Genomic DNA, 383 nt, shown 5'->3' on the forward strand with positions numbered 1-383 from the left:
GGGCGGCCTGGCCGTCATCAACGCTGAAGGTCTGTGGGGACGCCACGCCGACCTCGACTCTGCGATCAAAAAGGTCATTGCTCCGCTGATCTTCGCCGACCCCGATCCGATGGATCTGCGTCAGCCCGGCGTGGCTGAGCTTCAGGAGCTGCATTCCGCCCCCATCGACACCGACTTGCTGACCGAACGCATCGCCCAGGTGCGCGACTCCGGCGTCACCGTCGCCGTCCGTGTGAGCCCCCAAAACGCCCGCGAGCTCGCACCGGTCGTGGTCAAAGCCGGCGCGGAGATCCTGTTCATCCAGGGTGAGATCATTTCCGCCGAGCATGTCCAGGAGGGCGGCGAACCGCTCAACCTCAAAGAGTTCATCGGCTCCCTCGATG

1 pseudogene is annotated in these 383 nt (G+C 64.8%); it reads left to right on the forward strand.

Going from position 1 to position 383, the window contains the following annotated elements:
* Window positions 1-383: pseudogene (locus J1M37_RS11005) on the forward strand (GuaB3 family IMP dehydrogenase-related protein); the annotation flags it as partial.

Source organism: Micrococcus sp. KRD012, from assembly GCF_017168555.1.
GTDB classification, from domain to species: Bacteria; Actinomycetota; Actinomycetes; order Actinomycetales; family Micrococcaceae; genus Micrococcus; species Micrococcus luteus.